The following is a 22427-nucleotide window of genomic DNA, read 5'->3' as shown; positions in this document are numbered from 1 at the left end:
GGTTTCGTTCCTTTTGCGAAACCGTTTATTTGTTTAATTCAATGACCACAACTTTTATCGGATGATTACTCATGTTTTCATCAGTGTGTAATTCCCCCGGTACGTCTTTAGACAGATAATATGCTTTATCTTTTTCCAATTTTAAGAAATGTTCTTTTCCTTTATTGTTTACTACTTTGAGCAGCCCATCATCTAAGGCAACAATGACTCGATTATGGTCATGTCGATGCATTTTTAGAATATGTTTTTGATTCGGATGGATAACGGTTGTCCATATTGAGACTTCTTTATTTGATAGCTGGGGAATGCGAACCGTGTTTTGTTCCTCAGCATAGGAACTTATTGATGTTGAAAGGGAAAGAATAAAAAGGTTCAAAGTTAAGTATTTACGCATAATGTTCTCCATGATTGTGGGATACTATAATATATTGGGAGTATGTTCAGAAGGCTTTTCAATCGCATCGACACATTTTGCCACAACAATTTGTTTAATTAACTTTGTTAATAGCGTGTAATCGTGTTTTTTATGGGAAGTTGAGCGCCAGGCCACACCAATTTCTCTATAGGCGTGAGCCCCTTTTAAAGGAAGTGAGACTAAATCAGTACTTGTAAGAATTCCGCTGTTAATTGCAAGGTTAGGCAAAAAGGTAATGCCGGGCTGGTGACTCACCATTTGAATTAAAGTATGCAGACTAGTAGCAAAGAAACGATTAATTTGTTTACTTTCTTTTAATTGGCATGCTTGTAAAGCATGTCCTGTTAAACAGTGTTCTTTTTCCAGAAGAAAAATACTATTTTCCGGTAATTGACTGATTTCTTTGTCTAATTCTTTATTGGACCAGCTTTTTGGTAAGACCATTTTAAAATAATCTTTGCATAAGACATGTGTCTTGAATTCTTGGGTAGGATAGGGAAGTGCTAAAATAACAAGATCAAGTTTTCCTTTACTTAAATCGTCTAAAACATTGTCCGTAGTGTCTTCCCTGATAAATAAAATAAGTTCAGGATAAAGTTGCTGACACAAATTTTGTAAATCACTTAAAATAAATGGGGCAATGGTTGGAATTACTCCCAAATAAAATGGTCCTTGCATTACTTTTCCCTGATTCCGTGCGTAGTCCACTAAATCATTACTTTGTTCAATAATAAATCGACTGCGACGGACTATTTCTTCTCCTAAGGGGGTGAATATAAATGTTTTATGATCTCGCTCCAGTAATTGAGCTTCCAAAGTTTCTTCAAGACTGGTAATGGCTGCGCTTAAGGTTGATTGACTAATAAAACAAGCAGCCGCAGCTCGGCCAAAATGTTGGTGATCATATAGAGTGATAAGGTAATGGAGTTGTTTGAGACTTATTAATCTACTCATCGATTTTTCCGATTAAAGTTATCTGTTTTATTCATTTTAAATAATTATATACCATAACTATAATTTAACTGAACGAAATGAATGAGGAGAATGGTATGTTAACTGTTGGTCAAAAAATTCCAGAATTTTCTGTTGTTGCAGCTAAGCCTGGTTTTAATAATCATGAAGAAAATGGTGTAAGTGCTTTTGAAGAGATTACTGAACAAAGTTTTCCAGGAAAATGGAAAATACTATTTTTCTATCCTAAAGATTTTACTTTCGTATGCCCAACAGAAATTGTGGAGTTTGCAAAATTAAATAACGAATTTAACGATAGAGATGCAGTAGTACTCGGGGGAAGTACTGATAATGAGTTTGTTAAATTGGCGTGGCGAAGAGAACATAAGGATTTACATCAGTTAGATCAATACAGTTTTGCAGATGTCCACGGAAAATTAACTGATGGTTTAGGTATTAGGGATGAGGAAAGTGGTTGCGCTTTAAGGGCAACATTTATTATTGATCCGAATAATGTGATTCAACACGTGAGTGTTAATTCATTAAACGTTGGACGTAATCCTCAAGAAATATTGCGTATTTTGGATGCCTTGCAAACCGACGAATTATGTCCTTGTAATCGTCCTATTGGCGGTGAAACATTATAACCTGAGCAAAATCCAGAAGTTCTTATCGATAAGAACTTCTGCAAAGGAGAGTACTATGTCTATAGAACAATTGAAACAAATGATACCTGATTTTGCTAAAGATATTCGTCTTAATGTGAGCAGTTTATTTGGTAATGTGACTCAATCAGGTTTAACCGAGGCCCAGTTTTATGGAGTTGCATTATCTGTAGCTTATACTTTAAAAGATAATCATATTATCGATGCCATCAAAACAGAAGGTTCATCATACATTACTGTGGAATTAGAGCAGGCTGTAAAAACCGCAGCTGCTTTAATGGCAATGAATAATATCTATTATCGAGCTATCCATTTAGCAGAAAATAAGGAACTTGCAGCAATGCCTGCTAATTTACGTATGAATGCCATGTTAAATCCTGGGGTACCTAAAGCGGATTTTGAGTTATTCGCTTTGGCAGTATCCGCAATCAATGGTTGTGGAATGTGCATTCACTCACATGTGAAGCAATTGTTGGAACATGAGTTAAATAAAGTTGCAGTACAATCTGTACTTCGGATTGCAGCGATTTTAAATGCATTGTCTTTTGTTTTACACAACAATGAACTGCAAATAACTGATTAGATAGGGTTTAAGCACCTTACGGGCATGAAGTTATGGAAAAATCGATTGTTCCCACAAACGCGAAAACCCTTTCTGGATAGAGATAGTGTTTTAAGAATAGATTTACTTCTGCGTGGGAACGATTAAACTTAACTTCATAGAAGTGGGTACAGGCTTACCTAGAACTAAAAATCCAATCTGATTAGTCTAATGTAAAAAACAAAGAAAAAAACTCCTTATCAAGCCTTACAGGTCGCATACGGGTTTATGCATCCTGCCAGTCTTCAGGCTCTAAAGGAATGAGAAGCCATAACAGAATATAGGCAATAAATGCAGCACCACCTAGGAGGAAAAAAATAACAAAAATAATTCTTACCCATACAGGATCGACGCCAAAATAGACCCCTAAACCACCACATACGCCAGCAATTTTTCGATCTCTACGAGAGCGCCATAATTTTTTGTAGGATTGATTCATAATTTACCTTCAATACGTTAAGTTAACCATGTTTTTCCTTCCACAAAACGTGCAACCATCATACTACTTATTGTATTACATGTTACATTAAGCATTGTTGCAAGTGGATCAATGATAATACTAATTGCCGCTATTGCTATTAAAACTGAAGGAGGAAATCCATAAACATTGAGGATAAGTAATTCACCAAGCATGCCTCCGCTTGGAATTGCGCCCATTACCGTACCAACTAATAATGAAATTCCTAAGGCGGTTAGCAGTACACTGGGACTTGAAAAATTTAAGTGGAAGATTCCAAACAAAAAAGCGATCTTGAACACCCCACCGATTACTGAGCCATCTTTATGAATAATGGTACCCAAAGGAATTACAGTTTCATAAACTTCAGGAGCAACTCGCATTTTTTTTGCGGCCAGCAAATTAGCAGGAATGCTCGCGGCACTGCTGCATGTGGCAATTGCAGTAACTACGGGTAAAAAAATGTTACTCCAAAATAATTTTATACCTTGAGTTTTTCCAGCTAAATAGGCAAATGCTGTCGAAGCAAGGATAAAATAAATCATGCCGGATGTATAATAAAGAACTCCAATTCGCAGGTAATTAGTCATCAATTGAGGACCTAGGTCATGGACTAAAACTGCAAAGTAAGCAAAAAAACCCAATGGTGCGTAATACATTACCAAAGAAAAAACACGCATGAAAATTTCTTCACCCGCTTTCAAAAAATCTATAAATATGGTCTCTTTATTATTGGTATTCGATGCCGCTAGGCCTACGAGAATTGAAAATACAATAAGTGCCAAAATATGCTGCTGGGAAAGAAGTTTGCTAAACTCAGGAACCGTAAAAATATCAGCAATTTGATTGAGAAAACTTAATTCAGAGGTTTTTTCTTGAGCATGAAGTGTTAATGTGACTCCTTCAGCGGGAGGAAATAGGCTGACAATAAAAAGAGCATAAACTGCTGCTATGATTCCGGTAAAAACAAATACAATCGCCATATAAAAAGAGATCTTACCGAGTTTTCCCATTGAGCCCATGCGTGCAATCGCGGAAGAAATACTAAAAAAAACTAAAGGGACAATTGCCGTAAAAATTAGGTTAAGAAAAATTTCCCCAAAAGGTTTTAAATAGAGAGTAGCTGGCCCCCAAAAATAACCTGTGAGGCCTCCAAGCAAAATAGCTGTGAGTAACATAAATGGGAAAAAATAAGGTCCAAAAGTTTTTTGGGTGCTCAACCGATGTCCTTAGAAATTTTAGAAACTGTTTCCATTGTATCGGTTCCCTAGGGGGCATGCTATATCCTGGTGAATGTTTTAAAGAAAGTTAGCGGATGGTTATTATTTCGGATGCTTATAAGTAGTGATTTGAATTTTGATAAAATTATGATCTTTGCCTCGCCAGGATTGGGGAGGTTATTTTGATTAAGATCTTTTCGATACATATGTTCTTTTAATTCTGAATAAACTGCCAATAGGCTCCTTTCAACCATCCTAAGTTTAATAAAAAACTACTATAGGATATAAGGAGCTACGAGCCCTGCCCATATTTTATAAGCATTCAAATTCAAATGGACTCCATCGGAGGTAAACTTTTCGTCAAGCCCGTTTTTTCCGGACAACAATGAGTTTAAATCCAGGTAAGGAATTCTATAATCTTGGGTCAGAGACTGTAAACGTTTATTAAGCTCATTAATCTTAGGTAATGCATTACGGCATTTTTCTGAAAGAACTTGATTGCAAATTACAGTTGAAGTTATAACAACATTTATATTATTATTTATTAATAAATCGACAATTTTTTTATAATTTAGAAACATATAATCTACAGGGGTCCTGTCTTGGTAGGCGTCATTTAGCCCTATCATTATGAATACACGTTTAGGATTTGTTGTTAAAATATTACCCATTCTTTCATATAAACCGTTTGTAGTGTCCCCACCAATTCCACGGTTACCAATTGTTCTATGGTTCAACAGTTCAGGCCATAAACCCAGAAATGTAATGGAATCACCGATAAAAACATTATCAAATGTTAAAGTTGCTTCTTCATAAAGCTGTTTAACTTCAGCAGCAGAAATAGCATGGAGTGGAGTGGGTAGACAAGCTAATGCCATCAATCCCAAAGCTGAGAAAATTTGGATAAACCTCATCAAAACTCCTTTTATCGATGATTTAATGGAGCCACATAATACACATTTTTTTATAAGACATAAATTGGTACTTTCTGGAATAAATAAAAAAGTAATTTTTGATTTTAATGGTGATTTCTAGTGATCCATTCTGATTAAAAAGTAAGTTGAATGAAATAAATAAGGAGCACTTTGTTTAGGCCCAATATATTAGTGGATGCATGGAGGAAGTGGAAAATGGGTAAGGTTTCTAACCAATTTTTTGCATTTACAATCAATAAGTTAGAACTTACTATGAGTATAAAATGCAATAATTGAATCAATAGTTCCCACCGTGTATAATCGAATGCGCTTCTAATGTAACCCACATGTGAGAATCATTATGCCTACAGCTAACCCAGTTGTTTACAATCACGCTGATCTCCTATCCTGGCAAAAAGAATTAACCCCACTCGAACAACAAATCTCAGAGAATTTACAATTCGTTGAAAGCCAGAGGCAACAACTTCATCCCTATGAAGAACAATTGCGGTCTTTGAATTTACGTATTTCCTTAATAGAGCATCAGGTTTCTATGGATATGGTGCTGGCTCAGGATTTAATGCGTCCCAAGATTCATTATTATGGAGAGAATATTCAGGTACTAGAAACCTTTGAGTTGCAACTGGAGTTAAGCCGTTTGCAAGAGGAGCGTAATATCCTCGAACACAAGATGATTCCTCATGAGCAAGCAATAATTGAAACCCAGGAGTTGTTGCAGAACCTTTTTTCTCGCCGAGCATGGTTAAATGAGCATATTCCTGCAGCACAGTTATTTTTAGAAACGTTGCAAGAAAATCCAATGAAATCGGTGCAGGATTTGAGTAATAGAATTTGGGATGCATTGGCTAATTACGAAGACACGCACCTGTTTGACCTTTCTCCTCAGGTACGTATTTGCTTGATAGCTGTGCGGTATTTGAATCAATTGACGATATATCCCGGAGTAAGCGATCCTGACTATTTGAATCAAGTCCATCGGAGTAATTATCTTCGTTTGTGTGGTTTCTTATGGGATATGTACACCAACGTAAAAAATGAAAAAAAAGATGCCGAGTTTGAGAAGGTTTTAGGGAGCCTTATTGAAAGTACTCATATTGCGCAACATGGAGATTTACCATATCCATTATGGACTGGTTATAGTGCGACTGCCTGGTTTGAAAGTAATAAACAAAGTGCACCAGGATGTTTTGCAATTCAAGAATACTTTTTGCCTATTTTGGAAGAAGAAATCCTGAACAATGGATTGGCATATATTAGTCAGAATAAGCTCTTAAAGCCTACCGCGCTTCAAAAACACATCATCAATGCAGTCAATTTAATTGATGCCGAAGTAAAATTAAAAAAGCAAAAGCATGAAGACATTGATTATCATTTTTATGGGCGAACTGTTCTTATTTTAAATTCCGCTTTAGTTAATCCTACAGATAAACAACTAGCGCAACGTTTAGGAGATATCGCTGCTTATACATCGGGAAGCAACTCTACGGGTAAACAAGTTTTAGGTGGTCTACTTATTGTATTGGGTGCTCTGCTCATTTGCTCTAGTATAGCTGGTTTTATCACTACTTGTGGCTCGAGCTCTGTTCTAAGTGCCTGGGGTATTTCATTAGGACTTAGCTTATTAGAAACAGAGCTTGCTTTCGGAATTGCCTCTACTCTAGCAGCAGCCTCTGGAGTTGGATTAACCTTCTTTGCGGGCCCTAAAGCTATTGAATCAGGAAGGCGTAAAGGTTTATCTCAAGAACTTATAGAGATTAAAGATGGGATGGAGAGCTATGATGCACCACCACCTTATCCTTATAGTGCTGTTGCCTTAAATTAATTGCCCCGCTTCATTGCATCATGCCCCTATACGCTATAATCTAATAAAAATTAAAGGAGTTTCGCTTGGAGCAGAAACTCTTTTGCTCCTTACTTTCATATGGATTAATGAAGATGAAGCATAAATATTTTTTTGGACCTAAGGTTTCTCCTAGTACGCATAACGCTCAAGAATGTTGTATTCAAATTCCCTCCCCCCAAGATATAAATCAAATGCATGCCATGCCGGCAGGTGCGGACGAAGATCAATTTGAACGTCTCCAACATATGACCGAGGTAATTACAAAAATTCAATCAGCAGACTCATCCTTACCCGTAGCTACCACTAATTTTGTAAACCTACCGAAACACTGGACACAATTATTTACTGCAATAAAAAAGGGGGATGCAGAAATCGCTCTGGCACTTCTTGCGCAATTTCCCGAAGAAGATGAAATACTCCAGGCTCTATTAGCAGTACACCCATTAAAATATCTTGAACAAATTATTATTTACTGCATCCAAGCGCAAAAAAAAGGATGGAAACAATTATCTCCAGATATCATCATTACCCCTGGAACGTTTGAGGTATTAATCAAAGATATTGCGATGACTTTATTTAATTCGGGAAAAATACACTTTTCTTTTGGCTTGCCGACGCATCATGCATACAGTGACGAGGGTAGTGGTTTTTGTATTTTAAATAAGTCAGCGGTTCTAATTAAATATCTGGAGCATTTATCGAGTAAACCATTGAAACATATTATTGTTGGAACTGACGTAAATCGAGACAATGGCCTATGTTATATTTTGATGAATTCTGCTTCAGATATGGATATATGCCATATTGATATTTTTGACTCCAGGGTTTATCCCCAACAAGATAATGCATTTATTACTAAAACCTTTAAACAGAGTGCAACAGATGTAGGACAAAAAATTCAGGCGTGGCAACGAGGAAGTTTCGAATATTTTGCAGTAGATTTAAGTAGTACCGTACGCAAACCCGGTTTAGTACATCCAGCTTTAGTTTTTGCATTAGAAAAAATTGAAGAACAAATCAAACAAGCGAAAACCAATCAGCAGAAAGTAGCTCTATTTTTACCTACAGGTTGGGATTCTCATGAAGCGGAAACAGCTTATTGTGGGAAATTTGTTGACGGTCAGTTAATGGGGACTGCTGAAGCACGAAAAACTCGTTTTAACGAAACCGACTTAACCTATTTTTATGAGAGTTTATTCAGATTATATCAAGAGAATAAAAGCTGCATCGAAAAATTATATTGGGGATTAGAAGGAGGATATGATCGAGAAATGTATGAGCAACAAATTCAATTGTTAATGTCACTTGTTTTAAAAGATATAGTCCATCAGGATACAAATGAAATTGTACCTGATAGTTCTAAAAAACTATGAATAACCGGCTTTATTCGCCTGCGGTGCAGCATATAGTCAAATACCTACGGTAAATAATAAAAGGGGTTGGGTAACTTAAATATCTTTTGCGCATACCCACCTTTAAGATCACTATATTGATCTCCTATCGATGCCACAATGATGTAGCCTTTTTCAGTGAGCATCTTTCGGGTATTGGATTTAAAGGGAATAATTGATTTTGAGGAATAGTTCATAGGCCGCAAATACAGACCGGACCATCCAGTATAACCTGCTTTTTGCAAATTTTCTTCCGTGGCCTTGCGTTCAGATTCATTTCTACCGGTAACAAAGAATACTTCTATACCATGGTCTTGTGCATCTCGATATAAAGTGAGCATAGGCTCAATCGCTGGAGCATTAGCAGCCATTATGTCTTGATGATATGCTTCCCGGTTCCCACCAAAATCACGTTTAATCATATATTGATAATTCGATAAACTGGTTTCATCGATGTCTAGAATTAAAGCAAGCTTTTTAGGTGATTTTTCTTTTTGATTGATTTCGGCTTGTTGATCAATATAATTTTGGGCTTTTTTTATCTCTTGAGTTAACTCTTTTTGATATAGGCCTGAATCATAATAATTTTTGAGTTCATTTTTTACTAAAGTAAGATTCGGTGGATCTGAAAAAATTGGATTTGAAAAAAGAAAAGCAGTGCTGAGTATAAGGAGGGAGAGTGATTTATTGAGTACACGCTTCATTATCTATCCATTTTTACTAAATGCCCAAATTATATCCTTGTTCATTTGTTTGTCAATTAGCCTTTAGGTAATCGCTACATAGATCTAAGTTATTTTCATCCGGTCTTAATTGGAAAGAGGTTTTGTACTTATGTGGATAGCCTGCTCATCCTCAGTTATAATGCCAGCTTATTTTTTTTAAATTGCCCCGACCTATGCATTTGAAGCAATTAAAACTAGCCGGTTTCAAATCTTTTGTGGATCCTACAGTGGTTCATTTTCCGAGCCAATTGGTTGCAGTTGTTGGACCTAATGGTTGTGGAAAATCGAATATTATCGATGCTGTACGTTGGGTCATGGGAGAAAGTTCCGCACGAAACTTGCGGGGTGAATCTATGGCCGATGTGATTTTTAATGGTTCTTCTAATCGTAAATCTGTAGGCCAGGCTTCGGTTGAACTGGTTTTCGATAATAGTCTTGGGCGTTTGGCCGGTCCTTTCGCGAGTTATGGCGAAATCGCTGTAAAGCGCGTTGTAACTCGTGATGGTGATTCTTCTTATTATTTGAATGGCAGTCGTTGTCGGCGTAAAGACATAACCGATATTTTTCTTGGTACAGGAGCTGGAGCTCGTGGTTATTCAATCATTGGTCAGGGTACTATTTCTCAGCTGATTGAAGCCAGACCGGAAGATCTAAGAGCGCACCTCGAGGAAGCGGCAGGTGTTTCCAAATATAAAGAGCGACGACGCGAGACCTTACAACGTATTGAACATACGCGTGAGAATCTAACTCGTGTTGCCGATATCCGAGAAGAACTAGACAAACAATTACAACGCTTAGAGCGTCAAGCTAAAGCGGCGGAACGTTATCTTATTCTTAAAGATGAAGAGCGGTTATGTCGTGCAGAAATTTTAGCGCTAAAATGGCGAGATTTTATTGCCCAACAAGAAATAAAACAACGCCAAATACAAGAATTAGCAGTGGGCTACGAACATCAGCAAAGTGCATTAGCAAAAGCAAATAAAGACCGGATCATTTTGAATGAAACTCTGCATGATGCAGATGCCCAATCGCAGCAAATTCAAGCGAGCTTCTATCAGTTGGGAACTGAAATAGCACGTTTGGAAGAGACCATACAACAGCAGACACGTGAAAAAAAACGTTTGGAGCAAGATCAACAGCAAATGCAAGAGGATTGGCGGGTTGCTACGGAACAACACAAACACGATAGAGAAGAGTTAGCGCATAGTCAACAGCATGCATGCGATTTAGAAAAGAAACTTGAGCAATTAAAGAATCAGTTTAAAGAACAAGAAACGAATTGGCTAGATACGCAAAAACAACAGACAGAATGGGAACTTCGTTGGCAAGAGGCTCAGACACAAGGAAGTACCCTAAAAAGGGAATTTCAAGTAGCACAAGTTAAAGCACAGCATCTGGAGGAGAAACATCAGCAAACCCTATTAAGATTAGAAAAACTTCAATTAGAGCAAGAACGAATTTCCGTAGCAGATTTACAACAAACTCGAGAAAATTTACAGATTCAACATATTAAATTAATTGCAGATCAAGAGTTTGATCAGCTTCAACTCAAACAAAGTCATGAGAATGCCGAACGGTTACGCGCCCAATTACAAGATGTAGAACAAAACTTACATGGATTACAAGATGATTTCCATCATGCAAATAGTGAATATGCCGCATTGATGGCAGCCCAGCGTGCCGCAAAACAAGGTATGCAAAGCAACAAGAATACAATTAAGGAATGGTCAGAAAAACCTCGATTAATGGATGTTTTACAGGTGGAGCCCAAATGGCAATCTGCTTGTGAGCGTGTGCTTAATGAAGCACTACATGCCTATGTCCTAGAAACTTTTGATGAACTATGGCCGCAGCGAGCAATTTGTGAACGGCAAGGCGAACACATTGTCACTCTGAGAAAAAAAGAGCTTCAATCTGGGGCTCACCCACGTCTCATAGATAAAATAAAAGGTGATATTCCCGCACATGCATCCCCCTTGGAACATATTTACACTGCCGAAGATATTGATGAGGCATTGAGCTGGTTACTTGAATTAGCCGAGTATGAGTCAATTATAACTCCCGACGGTTTTTGGTTGGGAAGGGGCTGGGTGAAATTTGTTATTCCAGAAACTCAGGATGAGTTAGGCTTATTGGCAAGACAACAAAAAATCTCTGATTTATCTCTAGTTGTTGAGGAGCAACAACAAAAAATTGCGATTTTAAGGACCGAACGTGATGAGACCCATCTGCAGGTCCAACGAAGTTTAAAGGAAATCGAATTACAACAGCTCAATGTAAATGCCAGTAATGAGGCATTAAGAGTAAATAGTGTGGCAAGAAGCGCAAATGAACAAGCCATTATTCATGCAGAACAACAAGCACTAGCACTTGCCTCCGAGTGCGAAGAGTTAACTCTAACTTTGGAAGCAATGGCTGCAGAAGAATATGATATAAAAGCGAAATTACATTCTTTAGAAGAACAATGTCGAGAGTATGAGCAACAACATGAGCATTGCCTACGTGAAAAACAAGAATGGGTACACACTTTGGCTCTAAGAAATAAACAAGTAGAAGAGTCTCGCGTTATGCTCCATCAGGCAGAACTGGAATATGATAGAGAGCGAAATAAAATACAGCAAATAAACGATCGTATTCAGCGAGAACAAGAGCGGTTGAATATTTTGGAGGAGCGGCTGGAACATTTAGCAATGCTTTGCCTGCAAACAGAAGGTCCAGGAGAAGAGCTCAACGAACAATTGAGTGTACTGTTACAAAAACATAATGAAGTAGAATTGCAATTGACTCTAAGTAGGGAGCAGTCCTCACAATTAAGGATGGAGCTTGAAGAATGTGAGAAAAATATTTTAAACTGTGATTTCGAGGTAAAACGGATCCAAGAACAAATAAGCCAAGCTCGAATGGAAGAGCAGGCTTTGGCTGTGCGTGCTAGCTCCGTACATGAATCGCTTGATGAATTAGGTTTACAAGCATCCTCATTACTTGAGTTGATTCCTGCTGAGATCACTCAGGTTATGCGGGAAGATGAATTAATTGCTCTTTCTGAAAAAATAAAACGCTTAGGGGCTATTAACCTTGCTGCAATTGAAGAATTTACTGCAGAACAACAGCGTAAAGTGTATTTGGATGAGCAATATAATGATTTAAATCAAGCGTTGGCAACACTGGAAACTGCCATTGAAAAAATGGATAAAGAAACCCGCTCACGTTTGGAAAATACCTTTGATCAAGTCAACTCTTCATTCAAAGCCCTATTTCCGCGTTTATTTGGCGGGGGGAGAGCGCAGCTGGAATTGACTTGTGATAACCTGTTGGAAGCTGGTATTGTAGTAATGGCACAACCTCCTGGAAAACGAAACAGTACCATTCATTTGTTATCCGGGGGAGAGAAGGCAATGACTGCGGTAGCATTAGTTTTTGCTATTTTTCAGTTAAATCCTTCGCCTTTTTGTATGTTAGATGAAGTGGATGCACCTTTAGATGATGTAAACGTGGGGCGTTTTTGCGCTTTAGTGAAAGAGATGTCACAATTCGTACAGTTTCTTTTTATTACACATAATAAAGTTACAATGGAATTGGCAGATCATTTGATTGGGGTAACTATGCGTGAACCTGGAGTATCTCGCTTGGTTGCGGTTGATGTAACACAAGCTTTGGCTATGGAGTAAATGATGCAGGCAAATTGGAGCTTAATTCTTAATGTCCTGTTGTTAATTGGCGTTATCGTAGCAATTGGGCGCTTAATGAAAGCTCGAAGACAGAGCTTAAGTCCAGAACGTTATCAACCTAATTTGGGAACACCAGAAAGGACTTCCGATAGCACACAAAATTATACTGATGACATTATTGCTGTGCGTAAGGTTAATGCTGCGGCAATGGAGAATAAAATTGAAGTGGATAAGAATTTACAATTAACAAAGAAAACGACTACAAAGCCATCACAGCCCCGTTTAATGCCTTTGGATGATGAAGAGGACCATAAACTAAAGATAGAAATTGAGTCAAAATCCACGCCTAAAATAGAAGTTGAGACGAAAGGTCAAACAGATCATCAGCCTACTTTGATGATGTTTTTGCTGGCAAAAGAAAACAGACAATTCGCTGGATATGAATTATTACAAACCGTTTTAGCTGCCGGTTTACGTTTTGGCGAAGGACAATTATTTCACCGCCATCAATTTTCTAATGGTCAAGGCCCTGTTTTATGTAGTTTGGCAGCTGCAACTGCGACAGGCGTTTTTGATTTACAAAATATTGGTGCCTTTAGTGTGCGTGGTCTTTGTTTGTACATGCACTCCTCAAAAAATCCCGGTATCGATATGGAACGATTTACAGTGATGTTAGAAACAGCAAGGCAATTAAGTGAAGGTTTGGATGCGCACTTACTGGATGATCAGCGTAAACCCTTAACTGAAGATCGTATTGCTCGCTATTATCGCCTATTACAAATTAATCAGTCTCATTTTGAATTTGCTGCTGGATAGGCCTCATTTAGCCCGGGTGTCTAGATGAATCCGGGAATTGATACGCTACTCATTTTCTTGAAACCTACATGGTACACCCGCATCCAAGATAGCGTTTGGTAAGGAAAAAAAATTAAACTTTTTTTACTGTTATTACCCACTTGAACTCTAAGCACAAGTCTTAGTACACTAGACTTTTAGCTATGTCTGAATACTATGAACCTAAATACTGTTGCTGCATTACTTGCCCAACCATGTCAGATTAATACTGAACTTACTGGAATTTCTACAGATACTCGTGAACTCAAGCCAGGAAGTTTGTTTATTGCCATTTGTGGTGAGCGTTTTGATGGACACGACTTTGTAAAAGAAGCAGAAACTCGAGGTGCAGTCGCTGCCATAGTAAGTCATGCTGTAGATGGAGTACGTATACCGCAATTTGTTGTTGCAGATCCCATACAAGCATTAGCTAAAATAGCGGCAGCGCATCGACAAAATATCCATTGCCCTGTCATCGCTTTGACTGGATCTAATGGAAAAACAACAACCAAAGAAATGATTGCTGCCATTTTACCCCCTCCTTCTCATGCTACTAAGGGAAACTTCAATAATCATATTGGTGCTCCCCTGAGCATTTTACAATTAAATAACCAACACCGTTATGCAGTTTTTGAGCTGGGTGCAAATCACCCTGGTGAAATCGCACACACTGTTGCAATTGTTCATCCCGATGTGACATTAATTAACAATATAGCTCCAGCCCATGTGGAAGGATTTGGTTCTATAGATGGTGTGGCTCGCGCCAAAGGAGAAATACATCAAGGTTTATCTCTTGCCGGTGTAGCAGTAGTTAATGATGATGATGCTTATGCTCATTTTTGGGATGAATTATTGATTGAGAAAAAGGTTCTTCGTTTTTCTCTAGATCACCCTGCTGATATCTATGCTCAAGATGTTGTTCTAGATGAGCAAGGTTGTGGTCAATTTTCTTTAATTGTACCTAATGGACAGGCCGATATTCATTTAAAAATTCCTGGCTTGCATAATGTTCGCAATGCGCTAGCTGCTGCAGCTTGCTGTTATGCAGTTGGAATTGCCATAAAAGAGATTCAACAGGGGCTAAATAGCTTTGGCGGTGTAAAAGGACGTTTGACAGTTCTTAAAGGAAAAAATCAATCAACAATAATCGATGATACATATAATGCAAATTTACGTTCTGTTCTAGCCGCTTTAGAAGTATTGGCAGAACGTCCTGATAAAAAAATCTTTGTGTTTGGCGATATGGGGGAATTGGGGACTTGGGCAACTCAGCACCATCAGGAAGTTGGATTTGCAGCGCGACGATTAGGAATTGATCAGTTACTAAGTTGTGGCTCTTACAGCAAATTGGCGGCTGAGTCGTTTGGTGTCGGAGGTGAGCATTTTTCCAGCCAAGAGTTACTGGTGCACAATCTAGTAGAAAAATTAGCCCCAGATGTTGTTGTTTTGGTGAAAGGGTCTCGAGCCAGTGCAATGGAAAAAATTGTGCACCAACTGCTAGATTGAGGAGTTCTAGCGACCTGTCTATATGATGATAAAAAAGCAAAGAAATTTTTTTTGTATGATGCTGAATGGTATGTAGGTTTGTGGTATGCTTGGCCGCTTTTTTGGCCCATTATTCTATTGGACGATATTTAACACAAACCCATAATTGGGTTAACCAAGAGGAACAATTATGCTCTACTGGCTAACGCAGCTATTTCAAGGGCAATATCATGCGTTAAGAGTTTTTCAATACCTGACTTTCAGATCCATTTTAGCTTCTCTAACTGCACTTTTAGTGGGTTTATTGTGTGGACCTGCGATGATTCGTTGGTTGCGAGGCTTACAGATTGGTCAGATGGTACGAGATGATGGTCCTCAATCACATTTATCCAAAGCAGGAACTCCCACTATGGGAGGAGTTTTAATCTTATTGGCAATCACGGTAAGTTGTTTGCTTTGGGGTGATTTGCAACAATCCAGCTTATGGCTTGTGCTTTTGGTGACTCTGGCAAATGGGGTAGTAGGCTGGGTTGATGATTACCGCAAATTGGTATTAAAAAATAGTAAAGGATTGCCTGCACGTTGGAAGTATTTTTGGCAATCAGTCATTGCGCTTATTGCTGTAATTTATTTATACATGCATGCTACATTACCGGTCCATACTCAATTAACCGTTCCTTTTTTTAAATCGTTAACGATAGGTTTAGGTATTCTCTTTCCTGTTTTAGGTTATTTTGTAATTGTGGGAAGCTCCAATGCAGTAAATTTGACTGATGGATTGGATGGTTTGGCGATTATGCCTATCGTCATGGTTGCAGGTGCTTTGGGGATTTTTACTTATGCCTCTGGCAATTCGGTTTATGCACCTTATCTGGGTATACCTTATGTTCCAAATACCGGAGAATTAACCATTTTTTGCTCTTCGATTGTGGGCGCAGGACTTGGATTTCTTTGGTACAATAGTTATCCTGCTCAGTTATTTATGGGCGATGTGGGCTCTTTAGCTTTAGGGGCTGCTTTGGGTATTGTCGCAGTAGTCATTAGAGAAGAACTGGTTTTATTAATGATGGGTGGCTTATTTGTCATCGAGACAATTTCGGTCATTTTACAGGTAGGTTATTTTAAATATACTCATGGTAAACGCTTATTCAGAATGGCACCGTTACATCATCATTTTGAATTAAAAGGATGGTCAGAGCCTAAGATAATTGTCAGATTCTGGATTATTACTGTTGTTTTTGTGCTATGCGGGTTAGCCACTTTAAAACTTCGATAAAAAGGTGCATTCATGAATTCTCCTTTGTATTTAGTTGCAGGTTTGGGTAAAACTGGAATATCGGTAGCGCGATATTTACGTAGAAAAAATAAACCTTTTATTGCATTTGATACGCGTGCACAAGCTCCAAGTGTGGCTGAATTCACAAAAGAATTCCCCGATGTTCTTGTTTATACTCAGCATATCCCTGATGAAGTACTAACCCAACTGTCAGATATAATTGCAAGCCCCGGCTTGCCGTTGGAGATACCTTTTTTAAAAAAAGCCATGCAAATAGGTATCCCTGTTTATGGTGATATTGAGTGTTTGGCTCGAGAGATTCATGCTCCAGTGATCGCAATTACTGGAACTAATGGAAAATCAACGGTGACTACTTTAGTAGGAGAAATGGCAAAGGCAGCAGGATTCAAAGTTGCTGTGGCCGGAAATATAGGGACGCCAGTTCTTGATATGCTTGATGACGAGCATCAATACGATTTGTGGGTTCTGGAATTGTCCAGCTTTCAATTGGACTTAACTTATTCTTTAGCACCAATCGCAGCTACCATTCTGAATGTATCTCCTGATCATTTAGATAGACATCATACAATGGAAGCTTATGCACAAGCGAAACAACGAGTGTATCATCAAGCACAAGTTGCTTTGTTTAATCGTGGTGATCATTATACTATTCCAACTTCAGGAGTGAATCATATTTCTTTTGGCGTTGATGCTCCTGAAAAAAACAATTGGGGTTTGATTACCCAAAAAGATAAAATGTATTTGGCAAAAGGTAGTACTTGCATTTTGCCTGTTGAGTCTGTATTAATCAAAGGAGTTCATAATTGGCTTAATGCGCTTGCTGCTTCTGCTTTAGCGGATGCTGCAGGAATTTCACATCATCATATCATCAAGGTGTTAAGTTCTTTCACGGGTTTGCCGCATCGATCCCAATGGGTGCGAACTCTCGATGGCGTAGACTGGATTAATGATTCTAAAGGGACGAATATTGGTGCAACTATATCTGCTATTAATGGAATAGGAGGTTCTATGGAAGGTAAGATTGTACTTATTGCCGGTGGGCAAGGAAAGGGCGCTGATTTTAGTGAACTGGCCCAACCTATAGCTGATTATGTAAGATCTATTATTTTAATTGGTGAAGATGCAGATAAGATTGAAGCTGCATTAGCTAATGTAGTACCTATTTCGCGCGCTTCTTCTTTGGATAATGCTGTAGTTGTAGCTAAGTCACAGGCAAAACCGGGCGATGTTGTTTTATTGTCTCCTGCATGTGCCAGTTTAGATATGTTCCGTGATTTTAATCATCGCGGTGAATCGTTTGCGTCTTTAGTAAATGGATTGTAATCAATGCGGCCAAGACATGTGAATCAACGAGGCAAACCTGTAAGTAGACCTATTTCGCTTTATGATAAATGGCTAATTAGTGTGGTTATCGGTTTGCTGATCATCGGGCTGATGATGGTGGCCTCAAGTTCGGTCATGATTTCTACCAAATATTTCCACCAACCATTTCATTTTCTGATTCGCCAAGCATGTTATTTATTTGCGGGTCTAATGATTGCTCTTATCGTGATTAGGACAGATAGTAGTGTTTGGGAACGAATCAGCATGCCGATGTTGCTAATTTGTTTGTTTATGTTAGTCATTGTGTTGATTCCCGGAATAGGTCGGTCAGTTAATGGCAGCCGACGGTGGTTGGCTTTAGGGCCAATAGGTGTGCAAGTGTCTGAACTTGCCAAACTTACTATGATATTTTATCTATCAGGCTATTTAGTACGGCAACAAAATGCAGTTAGTAATAGTATTTTGGGATTTATTAAACCCATGGTAATTTTGGGAGTTGTTTCCTTTTTATTATTACTTGAGCCAGATTTTGGCGCCACAGTGGTGATTTCTGGTACGGTTATGGCTATGCTATTTTTAGCGGGTGTAAAATTACGCTATTATATAGGATTGATGTTCGTAGTTATGGGAGCGCTGGCCTTTTTAGCCGTGTCGTCTCCTTATCGAGTTGCCCGTCTTACAGCGTTTTTAGATCCTTGGGCCGATCAATATAATAGTGGTTATCAGTTAACTCAATCCTTGATTGCATTTGGTCGAGGAGGATGGTTCGGCTCTGGTTTGGGAGAAAGCATCCAGAAATTATTGTATTTACCTGAAGCACACACCGACTTTTTATTCGCTGTGTTAGCAGAAGAATTGGGTCTGGTAGGCATTTTAATGGTCATGCTCCTATACAGTATACTTGTTATTAGAGGTATGACTATCGCATACAATGCTTATATACAAGAGCGATTGTTTGCTTCATACACGGCTTATGGTTTGACTTTTTGGCTGGGGCTACAAGCAGCTATAAATATGGGCGTTAACTCGGGATTATTACCAACAAAAGGGTTAACTCTGCCACTCATGAGTTATGGTGGTGCAAGTATGGTTATCAATTGTGTTGTAATTGCGTTATTATTGCGCATTGATCACGAAAATCGTTGGCAAGCTCTTGGATTAGGGCCACTGTCAGCATAAGGGGGCATTTGTGGGTAATTCAGGACAATTTATATCTTCAAGGATGGGCTGCGTAGAACAAATACATTTCGTAGGAATTGGTGGGGTTGGCATGTGTGGTATTGCTGAAGTATTACACTACCAAGGATATCGTATTACAGGTTCAGACCTAGGAGAAGGTAGTACGGTACAAAGATTAAAATCTTTAGGAATTCCTGTTTATATGGGACATAAAGCCGAACATATAAAAGGCGCAGATGTGGTAGTGCGTTCTTCAGCTGTTGGTATGAATAATCCTGAAATTGTAGCTGCTCGCGAGCAAATGATTCCAGTAATACCACGAGCAGCGATGCTTGCTGAACTTATGCGCTTTCGCCATGGCATTGCTGTAGCTGGAACTCATGGTAAAACTACAACCACAAGTTTGGTAAGCAGCCTCTTAGCGGAAGGTGGTTTAGATCCAAGTTTTGTAATTGGTGGAAAATTAAATAGTTTGGGAGTAAATGCTCAACTGGGCCAATCCCCCTATTTTGTAGTTGAGGCTGATGAAAGTGACGCATCTTTCTTATTCTTAAAACCCATGATGGCCATAGTAACTAATATTGATGCGGATCATATGGATAACTATGAAAATGATTTCGATAAATTAAGAACAACGTTTCTTGAATTTTTACATCATCTACCTTTTTATGGGTTAGCAGTAGTATGTATTGATGATCCGGAAGTACGTAAGATTCTTCCAGCTATTGAACGACCTACTCTAACATACGGATTTTCTGAAGAAGCACATTATCGTGCGACCAATTGGACCCAAAATGAGCTCATTAGTGAGTTCACCGTAGTACGTCCAGTACCTTATTCTGAATTAAACATTCAATTTCAGTACCCAGGCCGCCATAATGTATTAAATGCCTTAGCCGCTATTGCGATCGCGACGCAATTAGGGGTGGATGATGCTTCTATTAAACGTGCTTTAGCAAAATTTCAAGGGGTAGGCCGCCGTTTTCAAATGTTAGGTGAGAAAAAATTTGAGAATGGTTCAGCTCTTATTGTAGATGATTACGGTCATCATCCTCAGGAAATTTTATCAACCATCGATGCCTTTCGACATGTTTGGCCCAATAAGCGTCTGGTACATGTCTTCCAACCACATCGTTATACGAGAACTCAATCTCTACAAGAGCAATTTGTTGATGTGTTGAGCCTTGCGGATGAATTATTCTTGTTTGATATTTATTCCGCAGGCGAACCCGAAATCCCTGGAGTAACTAGTGAGAGTTTGGCACAGAAAATTAGAGGTAAAGATAAAACAGTAACTCTGGTGAATGAACAATCGCTCAAAGCAAAATTGAATCAGTTAATTAAAGATGGTGATGTGATATTGATGCAGGGAGCCGGTAGTATTGGCCAAATTGCTGTAAACTTAATGAAGGAAGTGTGAGAGCAACATGTGTCCAACTGAGAACGATTGTAGCCATGTAACAGAATTTCAAGGCAGTTTGCTTTATAATGAGTCTTTGGCAGAATATACTACCTGGCGAGTTGGAGGACCTGCTGCGAAGCTCTATAAGCCGATAAGCATTGCTGATCTGGCTTTGTTTCTTCGCCAACTTCCGGAAACAGAACCTTTATTATGGTTGGGATTAGGTTCCAATTCGTTAATTCGCGATACTGGATTTCCAGGAACAGTTATTTTGACTCAAGGATGTTTAAAAGAAATTGCACTTTTAGACAAGCAAATTGTTAAAGTTGAAGCAGGGGTATCTTGTGCGAGTATGGCGCGTTTTTGTGCGCGTAATAATTTGTCTGGTGGTGAGTTTTGGGCGGGCATTCCTGGAACGATGGGTGGCGCTTTACGCATGAATGCGGGTTGTCATGGCGGCGAAACGTGGCAGTTTGTGGTGGAACTGCAAACTATGACGCGAAATGGTGAAATAAGAATTCGTAAACCTCAGGAATATGAAGTGGTTTATCGACATGTTTCTGTCCCTCCCGATGAATGGTTCATTTCAGCCACATTTAAGCTGCCAACTGGTGATAAAGAAACTTCACTACAAGTCATCAAAGATTTGTTGGCTCACCGTGCAAACACGCAACCTACTAATGAATACAATTGTGGCTCAGTGTTTCGAAATCCACCAGAAAATTTTGCAGCTCGACTTATTGAGTCCTGTGGATTAAAAGGCTTCAATATCGGGGGCGCAGTAGTTTCTCAGAAACATGCTAATTTTATTATCAACCATCAAGGTACAGCGACTGCAGCTGATATTGAGGCCTTGATTAATTTAGTACAAACTAAAGTTCGTGAGCAGACAACAATTGAGTTGGTGCGCGAAGTTCATATAATCGGAGACCGTTAAATGTCTAAGCTTCTCAATTTAGTTCTGCTTTATGGTGGAAAATCCGGAGAACATGAAATTTCATTAATTTCCGCTGCATCTGTGCTTACCCACTTGGATGCTGAAAAATATAATATTATTCCTATAGCAATGGATAAAGAGGGATTATTTCATCTTCACCAATACCAGGATTTACTTGCCTTTAAAGAAAAACTTCCTGTAGTAACCGAACACTCGAAGCCTTTGGTTAGCTTGTTTATTAATGGACGTTTATCGGTGGATGCTGATGTCGTTTTTCCGGTAGTGCATGGACCTTTATATGAAGATGGTTGCTTGCAAGGAATGCTTGAATTAGCGGGTGTTGCTTATGTGGGTTGTGATGTACTTTCTTCATCTATTGGAATGGATAAAGATATGGCCAGACGCATCGTTTGCGTTAATGGTTTAAAATCAGCAAATTATAAGCTCTTATCTTGGCATGCCTCTGTATCTGAAAGGCAACACTTTTGCCATGAAGTTGCTGAAGAATTTGGTTGGCCTTTGTTTGTTAAACCTTGCTCAATGGGTTCCAGTGTAGGCATACATAAAGCAAAAAATATGGCTGAATTGTTAGTCGCAGTGGATGATGCTTTACGCTATGACGAAGAGATCTTAGTGGAGTCCTTTGTGTCTGGACGAGAAATTGAGTTGTCTGTTCTGGAGAGTTCAGTACCTTCGGGTGAGCCACGAGTTAGCATCGCTGGTGAAATACGTGTACATCATCCTGATGGTTTTTATTCTTATTCAGCAAAATACTTAGAAAGTGGACAAACCGATCTGATTATACCGGCTTCTATGAGTCAGAATTTATACGAGCAATTAAGGAAAGCTGCTGCAGATATTTTTATCCGTTTAAAATGCAAGGGTATGGCGCGGGTGGATTTTTTTGTTAATGATAAAACAGAAACGATCTATTTTAATGAAGTAAACACTTTGCCTGGATTTACTTCGATTAGTATGTATCCAAAATTGTGGCAGGCGAGTGGCTTAGCTTATCCTGATTTATTGGATGAGTTGATTCGTATTGCAATGGTGCATCAGAATTGCCGCCAACACTTGGTAACCAACTATTTGTGAGCAC

Annotated in this window: 19 protein-coding genes; 13 read left to right on the top strand and 6 right to left on the bottom strand. The window is 38.7% G+C overall.

The features are described from left to right. Nucleotides 1–25 precede the first annotated feature (25 nt). Entirely contained in the window at nucleotides 26–394 is a 369-nt protein-coding gene (locus ACWTE2_RS15650; RefSeq protein ID WP_454786073.1) for a cupin domain-containing protein, read from the bottom strand. A 24-nt stretch (nucleotides 395–418) separates the two neighbouring features. Further along, nucleotides 419–1369 carry a hydrogen peroxide-inducible genes activator gene (locus tag ACWTE2_RS15645; protein WP_454786072.1) on the bottom strand — a complete coding sequence of 317 codons (951 nt, stop codon included), beginning with the start codon at nucleotides 1367–1369 and terminating at the stop codon, nucleotides 419–421. A 95-nt stretch (nucleotides 1370–1464) separates the two neighbouring features. Here ACWTE2_RS15645 and ACWTE2_RS15640 point away from each other — a divergent pair, with 95 nt between their 5' ends. Both ACWTE2_RS15640 and ACWTE2_RS15635 read left to right on the top strand, forming a co-directional pair. Continuing rightward, nucleotides 1465–2013, top strand: coding sequence for a peroxiredoxin (locus ACWTE2_RS15640; RefSeq protein ID WP_182391537.1), 549 nt, complete (start codon nucleotides 1465–1467; stop codon nucleotides 2011–2013). Between the two features lie 55 nt (nucleotides 2014–2068). Beyond that, nucleotides 2069–2614 carry a carboxymuconolactone decarboxylase family protein gene (locus ACWTE2_RS15635; RefSeq protein WP_454786071.1) on the top strand — a complete coding sequence of 182 codons (546 nt, stop codon included), beginning with the start codon at nucleotides 2069–2071 and terminating at the stop codon, nucleotides 2612–2614. 244 nt (nucleotides 2615–2858) lie between these two features. Here ACWTE2_RS15635 and ACWTE2_RS15630 read toward each other — a convergent pair whose 3' ends face one another. The 3 genes from ACWTE2_RS15630 to ACWTE2_RS15620 form a co-directional block, all read right to left on the bottom strand. Beyond that, nucleotides 2859–3071 carry a PspC domain-containing protein gene (locus ACWTE2_RS15630; protein WP_454786070.1) on the bottom strand — a complete coding sequence of 71 codons (213 nt, stop codon included), beginning with the start codon at nucleotides 3069–3071 and terminating at the stop codon, nucleotides 2859–2861. A 17-nt stretch (nucleotides 3072–3088) separates the two neighbouring features. Further along, nucleotides 3089–4267, bottom strand: coding sequence for a dicarboxylate/amino acid:cation symporter (locus ACWTE2_RS15625; RefSeq protein WP_454786160.1), 1179 nt, complete (start codon nucleotides 4265–4267; stop codon nucleotides 3089–3091). Nucleotides 4268–4584: 317 nt separating this feature from the next. Next, nucleotides 4585–5223 (bottom strand): GDSL-type esterase/lipase family protein, encoded by a 639-nt coding sequence (locus tag ACWTE2_RS15620; protein WP_454786069.1) that lies wholly within the window; start codon nucleotides 5221–5223, stop codon nucleotides 4585–4587. Nucleotides 5224–5584: 361 nt separating this feature from the next. On the opposite strand from ACWTE2_RS15620, the gene ACWTE2_RS15615 reads away from it, so the two are divergent. Both ACWTE2_RS15615 and ACWTE2_RS15610 read left to right on the top strand, forming a co-directional pair. After that, the gene (locus ACWTE2_RS15615; protein WP_454786068.1) at nucleotides 5585–7066 is read left to right on the top strand and encodes a hypothetical protein; all 1482 of its coding nucleotides are present in this window, start codon (nucleotides 5585–5587) and stop codon (nucleotides 7064–7066) included. A 113-nt stretch (nucleotides 7067–7179) separates the two neighbouring features. Continuing rightward, nucleotides 7180–8460 carry an acetylpolyamine aminohydrolase gene (locus ACWTE2_RS15610; protein ID WP_454786067.1) on the top strand — a complete coding sequence of 427 codons (1281 nt, stop codon included), beginning with the start codon at nucleotides 7180–7182 and terminating at the stop codon, nucleotides 8458–8460. A gap of 44 nt (nucleotides 8461–8504) precedes the next feature. On the opposite strand, the gene ACWTE2_RS15605 is transcribed toward ACWTE2_RS15610, so the two are convergent. After that, entirely contained in the window at nucleotides 8505–9182 is a 678-nt protein-coding gene (locus ACWTE2_RS15605) for an HAD family acid phosphatase (protein ID WP_182391531.1), read from the bottom strand. A 194-nt stretch (nucleotides 9183–9376) separates the two neighbouring features. On the opposite strand from ACWTE2_RS15605, the gene smc reads away from it, so the two are divergent. The 9 genes from smc to ACWTE2_RS15560 all read left to right on the top strand — a co-directional run bounded on the left by smc (nucleotide 9377) and on the right by ACWTE2_RS15560 (nucleotide 22423). Beyond that, a complete protein-coding gene (gene smc / locus ACWTE2_RS15600; RefSeq protein ID WP_454786066.1) occupies nucleotides 9377–12871 on the top strand; it encodes a chromosome segregation protein SMC in 3495 nt (1164 codons plus the stop codon). Nucleotides 12872–12874: 3 nt separating this feature from the next. After that, nucleotides 12875–13687 (top strand): cell division protein ZipA C-terminal FtsZ-binding domain-containing protein, encoded by an 813-nt coding sequence (locus ACWTE2_RS15595; protein ID WP_454786159.1) that lies wholly within the window; start codon nucleotides 12875–12877, stop codon nucleotides 13685–13687. A gap of 195 nt (nucleotides 13688–13882) precedes the next feature. Continuing rightward, the gene (locus tag ACWTE2_RS15590) at nucleotides 13883–15211 is read left to right on the top strand and encodes a UDP-N-acetylmuramoyl-tripeptide--D-alanyl-D-alanine ligase (RefSeq protein ID WP_454786065.1); all 1329 of its coding nucleotides are present in this window, start codon (nucleotides 13883–13885) and stop codon (nucleotides 15209–15211) included. A 169-nt stretch (nucleotides 15212–15380) separates the two neighbouring features. Then, on the top strand, nucleotides 15381–16466 hold the full coding sequence (gene mraY / locus ACWTE2_RS15585) for a phospho-N-acetylmuramoyl-pentapeptide-transferase (protein WP_182391528.1): 1086 nt from the start codon (nucleotides 15381–15383) through the stop codon (nucleotides 16464–16466). A 12-nt stretch (nucleotides 16467–16478) separates the two neighbouring features. Further along, the gene (gene murD, locus ACWTE2_RS15580; RefSeq protein WP_454786064.1) at nucleotides 16479–17810 is read left to right on the top strand and encodes a UDP-N-acetylmuramoyl-L-alanine--D-glutamate ligase; all 1332 of its coding nucleotides are present in this window, start codon (nucleotides 16479–16481) and stop codon (nucleotides 17808–17810) included. Nucleotides 17811–17813: 3 nt separating this feature from the next. After that, nucleotides 17814–18989, top strand: coding sequence for a putative lipid II flippase FtsW (gene ftsW, locus ACWTE2_RS15575; protein WP_182391526.1), 1176 nt, complete (start codon nucleotides 17814–17816; stop codon nucleotides 18987–18989). 10 nt (nucleotides 18990–18999) lie between these two features. Next, nucleotides 19000–20409 (top strand): UDP-N-acetylmuramate--L-alanine ligase, encoded by a 1410-nt coding sequence (gene murC, locus ACWTE2_RS15570; protein WP_182391525.1) that lies wholly within the window; start codon nucleotides 19000–19002, stop codon nucleotides 20407–20409. Between the two features lie 7 nt (nucleotides 20410–20416). Beyond that, complete coding sequence (gene murB, locus ACWTE2_RS15565) at nucleotides 20417–21328, top strand: UDP-N-acetylmuramate dehydrogenase (RefSeq protein ID WP_454786063.1); 912 nt, start codon at nucleotides 20417–20419, stop codon at nucleotides 21326–21328. Beyond that, nucleotides 21329–22423, top strand: a complete 1095-nt coding sequence (locus tag ACWTE2_RS15560) for a D-alanine--D-alanine ligase family protein (RefSeq protein WP_182391523.1) — start codon at nucleotides 21329–21331, stop codon at nucleotides 22421–22423. Nucleotides 22424–22427 lie beyond the last annotated feature (4 nt).

It is taken from the genome of Legionella nigrisilvae, from assembly GCF_977063395.2.
Note: the sequence above shows the minus strand (reverse complement) of the source record. Positions and strands in the feature narration are given on the sequence as shown.

What these genes read in the sequence shown, in the direction of transcription:
- ACWTE2_RS15595 (WP_454786159.1), top strand. Translation starts at nt 12,875, where the DNA reads ATGCAGGCAAATTGGAGCTTAATTCTTAATGTCCTGTTGTTAATTGGC.
- ACWTE2_RS15615 (WP_454786068.1), top strand. Translation starts at nt 5,585, where the DNA reads ATGCCTACAGCTAACCCAGTTGTTTACAATCACGCTGATCTCCTATCC.
- smc (WP_454786066.1), top strand. Translation starts at nt 9,377, where the DNA reads ATGCATTTGAAGCAATTAAAACTAGCCGGTTTCAAATCTTTTGTGGAT.
- murD (WP_454786064.1), top strand. Translation starts at nt 16,479, where the DNA reads ATGAATTCTCCTTTGTATTTAGTTGCAGGTTTGGGTAAAACTGGAATA.
- mraY (WP_182391528.1), top strand. Translation starts at nt 15,381, where the DNA reads ATGCTCTACTGGCTAACGCAGCTATTTCAAGGGCAATATCATGCGTTA.
- ACWTE2_RS15590 (WP_454786065.1), top strand. Translation starts at nt 13,883, where the DNA reads ATGAACCTAAATACTGTTGCTGCATTACTTGCCCAACCATGTCAGATT.
- ACWTE2_RS15635 (WP_454786071.1), top strand. Translation starts at nt 2,069, where the DNA reads ATGTCTATAGAACAATTGAAACAAATGATACCTGATTTTGCTAAAGAT.
- ACWTE2_RS15610 (WP_454786067.1), top strand. Translation starts at nt 7,180, where the DNA reads ATGAAGCATAAATATTTTTTTGGACCTAAGGTTTCTCCTAGTACGCAT.
- ACWTE2_RS15560 (WP_182391523.1), top strand. Translation starts at nt 21,329, where the DNA reads ATGTCTAAGCTTCTCAATTTAGTTCTGCTTTATGGTGGAAAATCCGGA.
- ACWTE2_RS15650 (WP_454786073.1), bottom strand. Translation starts at nt 394, where the DNA reads ATGCGTAAATACTTAACTTTGAACCTTTTTATTCTTTCCCTTTCAACA.
- ACWTE2_RS15645 (WP_454786072.1), bottom strand. Translation starts at nt 1,369, where the DNA reads ATGAGTAGATTAATAAGTCTCAAACAACTCCATTACCTTATCACTCTA.
- ACWTE2_RS15620 (WP_454786069.1), bottom strand. Translation starts at nt 5,223, where the DNA reads ATGAGGTTTATCCAAATTTTCTCAGCTTTGGGATTGATGGCATTAGCT.
- murB (WP_454786063.1), top strand. Translation starts at nt 20,417, where the DNA reads ATGTGTCCAACTGAGAACGATTGTAGCCATGTAACAGAATTTCAAGGC.
- ACWTE2_RS15625 (WP_454786160.1), bottom strand. Translation starts at nt 4,267, where the DNA reads ATGTTACTCACAGCTATTTTGCTTGGAGGCCTCACAGGTTATTTTTGG.
- ACWTE2_RS15630 (WP_454786070.1), bottom strand. Translation starts at nt 3,071, where the DNA reads ATGAATCAATCCTACAAAAAATTATGGCGCTCTCGTAGAGATCGAAAA.
- ftsW (WP_182391526.1), top strand. Translation starts at nt 17,814, where the DNA reads ATGCGGCCAAGACATGTGAATCAACGAGGCAAACCTGTAAGTAGACCT.
- ACWTE2_RS15605 (WP_182391531.1), bottom strand. Translation starts at nt 9,182, where the DNA reads ATGAAGCGTGTACTCAATAAATCACTCTCCCTCCTTATACTCAGCACT.
- ACWTE2_RS15640 (WP_182391537.1), top strand. Translation starts at nt 1,465, where the DNA reads ATGTTAACTGTTGGTCAAAAAATTCCAGAATTTTCTGTTGTTGCAGCT.